Annotated in this window: 5 protein-coding genes; 4 read left to right on the forward strand and 1 reads right to left on the reverse strand. The window is 41.7% G+C overall.

The genetic code is table 11. The annotated features are described in order from the left end of the window. Window positions 1-481 precede the first annotated feature (481 nt). The 4 genes from C7N83_RS13665 (at window position 482) to C7N83_RS16820 (ending at window position 1,874) form a co-directional block, all read left to right on the forward strand. Complete coding sequence (locus tag C7N83_RS13665; RefSeq protein WP_106743264.1) at window positions 482-808, forward strand: hypothetical protein; 327 nt, start codon at window positions 482-484, stop codon at window positions 806-808. A 303-nt stretch (window positions 809-1,111) separates the two neighbouring features. Beyond that, window positions 1,112-1,201 carry a hypothetical protein gene (locus tag C7N83_RS16810; protein ID WP_342747621.1) on the forward strand — a complete coding sequence of 30 codons (90 nt, stop codon included), beginning with the start codon at window positions 1,112-1,114 and terminating at the stop codon, window positions 1,199-1,201. 49 nt (window positions 1,202-1,250) lie between these two features. Beyond that, window positions 1,251-1,628, forward strand: coding sequence for an ATP-binding cassette domain-containing protein (locus tag C7N83_RS16815; RefSeq protein WP_342747622.1), 378 nt, complete (start codon window positions 1,251-1,253; stop codon window positions 1,626-1,628). 6 nt (window positions 1,629-1,634) lie between these two features. Further along, window positions 1,635-1,874 (forward strand): hypothetical protein, encoded by a 240-nt coding sequence (locus tag C7N83_RS16820; RefSeq protein WP_170064929.1) that lies wholly within the window; start codon window positions 1,635-1,637, stop codon window positions 1,872-1,874. An 86-nt stretch (window positions 1,875-1,960) separates the two neighbouring features. On the opposite strand, the gene C7N83_RS15460 is transcribed toward C7N83_RS16820, so the two are convergent. After that, window positions 1,961-2,141: hypothetical protein (locus C7N83_RS15460; protein ID WP_146135182.1), on the reverse strand; the 181-nt coding region annotated here is incomplete at its 5' end.

A 2,141-nucleotide genomic window follows, 5' to 3' on the forward strand; every position in this document is an offset into this window, starting at 1 on the left:
CCGGTTGTTTGATGGGCGGGGTAAGGGGGCCGTCTTTACCGGTCAGTGCCTGTCCGGACTGAAGGTGCCTGAGTGCGGTTTCGAAATCAAATGCGGGTTTGGTCATGTGTCTTCTCCTTTATGGGGGTTTAGGGGATTGACACAGATTTTTGAACAGTACCAAAACCGGACTTGAATTTTTTTTGCAAAAATCATCCAAGAGATAAAAAGGCTCGGTAAGATGATCTGTGAGAGAGTGTTTTTTTGTTTGCTTTTTATATGGAAACAATAGCTTACTACAAAGTTGACCCTCTCTTTTATTTTTCTTATCCCGAACTCACATTATTACATTATTTAATTTCTATTTTTATTCACATCAATTTATGATGTACATATTTTTCACTATACCTTTCAGGTTTAAATAAACTATTTACTTTTTAAAAAAAACAGATATACTTCCAATCTGAGTTTATACTTCAATTCATTTAAAGGTATTTTTGAGATGAAAAATTTAAAATTATTGGCAATTTCTTGCGTTCTAGGCGCTATAGTCTTGACAGGTTGTTCTATAGACCGTAGTAGAACAAGTCTTAATGGAATAGGACTTGCTTACCACTCGGATATCAAAGAACTTGGTAATGGTTATTATCTTACTGAAGTTGAAACATCTCTTGCTTCAGGAAGACAATCAGGGGCTGAAGCCCAGGTTTATAAAAATGCGGTTGATTACTGTCGGTCTCAAAATAAAACAATGAAAGAAGCAAAAAAAGAAGCATCTTCCCATTATTTGGTAAATGGAGTTGCACGTTTAACGTTTCAATGCATTTAATATGTAATAGTTAATTATTGAAAAATAATCTAACTTTGATAGCGTCATGTCATATTTTATATATGTTGAAGATACGCTGTCTGTCTTTAAATTATTGGTAAGGGCAGGTTATATAAATAAACTCCTGTATTGGTTTTTTTCTGATCGTTTGTTTTAATACGAATACACGTTTACCAATGGTTAGAAGAAAATACAACATTTAATATGCATACCGTCAACATTCGCCATGCCGTCTGAACCTACGCCAACGGCTTCACCGCCTTATGCGATGTTTCCTTTACTGTCCGGCATGGCGAATTTTTTGTGCTGCTTGGATCCAACGGTGCGGGCAAAACCACGTTGATTCCTGCCATGACCGGATTTGACCGTCTGACTTTAGGCAGCTCAGTGTGATGGGTTAAGACGTGGTTAAAGAGCCGCAAGGCGCACGCATGAGTTTAGCGTGGTATCGCAGGAATTGGCGGTTGACGCGTTTCTCACCGTGCGAGAAGCCTTGCGTTTTCAATCAGGTTATTTCGGCATCAAAAACAATGATGTATGGACAGATGGAGTGATCAACAGCCTCAGTCTGAGCGATAAAGCCAACACCATCACACGCAATCTGTCCGGCGGTATGGAGCGGCGCGTGATGATAACACAAGTTTTGGTGCATCGCACGTCCGTGATTGTATTGACGAGCCGACCGCCGGCGTTGATGTCGAACTGCGTCAAAGCCTGTGGACATTTATCAAAAGCCTCAACCGCCAAGGGCATAATTGCCATGATGAAGCAAGGCTGTTTGATGGCATTGGACTCAGCCGGGAATTTATTACATGCCTAACAAGGCATGCGTGTTGAATTACAATTATCCGCACCATTGCCGATTGCTTTGCAGCCTCTGCTTATCGATGTTCGAGACGACGGTATCTTGCTGAAATTGGACGGCTACAACCGCCTTGGCGAAGTCCTAGCCACGCTCAAAAGCGTAGGCATTGATGTGTCTGCCGAAAACGGATTTGGAAGACGTGTTTGTCAAGCTCACGCGCTAAGGCCATCTGAATATTCAGTCAGCCGGTGGCATTTCTAAAGTTCAACCCTACTCAAACCGTCCATACCTAGCCTGCCCCGATAATTTGGCTGTTCGACCCGGGTCATTTTATTCATGCGCTGTTATTAATTTTTAAGGTATGGATTAAATATATTAGTAAAATCACTAAAAAACCAAAGCAAATAAAAGAACAAAGAATCGACACAGCCCAGCCGCCACATCTTACGCAGCCGTTTAACCCAAACCCGCATCTTTTCAATCGGATTCAAGTCCGGGTTATCGGAGACAGCCGGAGGAAGGTATGCC

The sequence above is a fragment of the Neisseria iguanae genome, assembly GCF_003013245.1.
Classification (GTDB): domain Bacteria; phylum Pseudomonadota; class Gammaproteobacteria; order Burkholderiales; family Neisseriaceae; genus Neisseria; species Neisseria iguanae.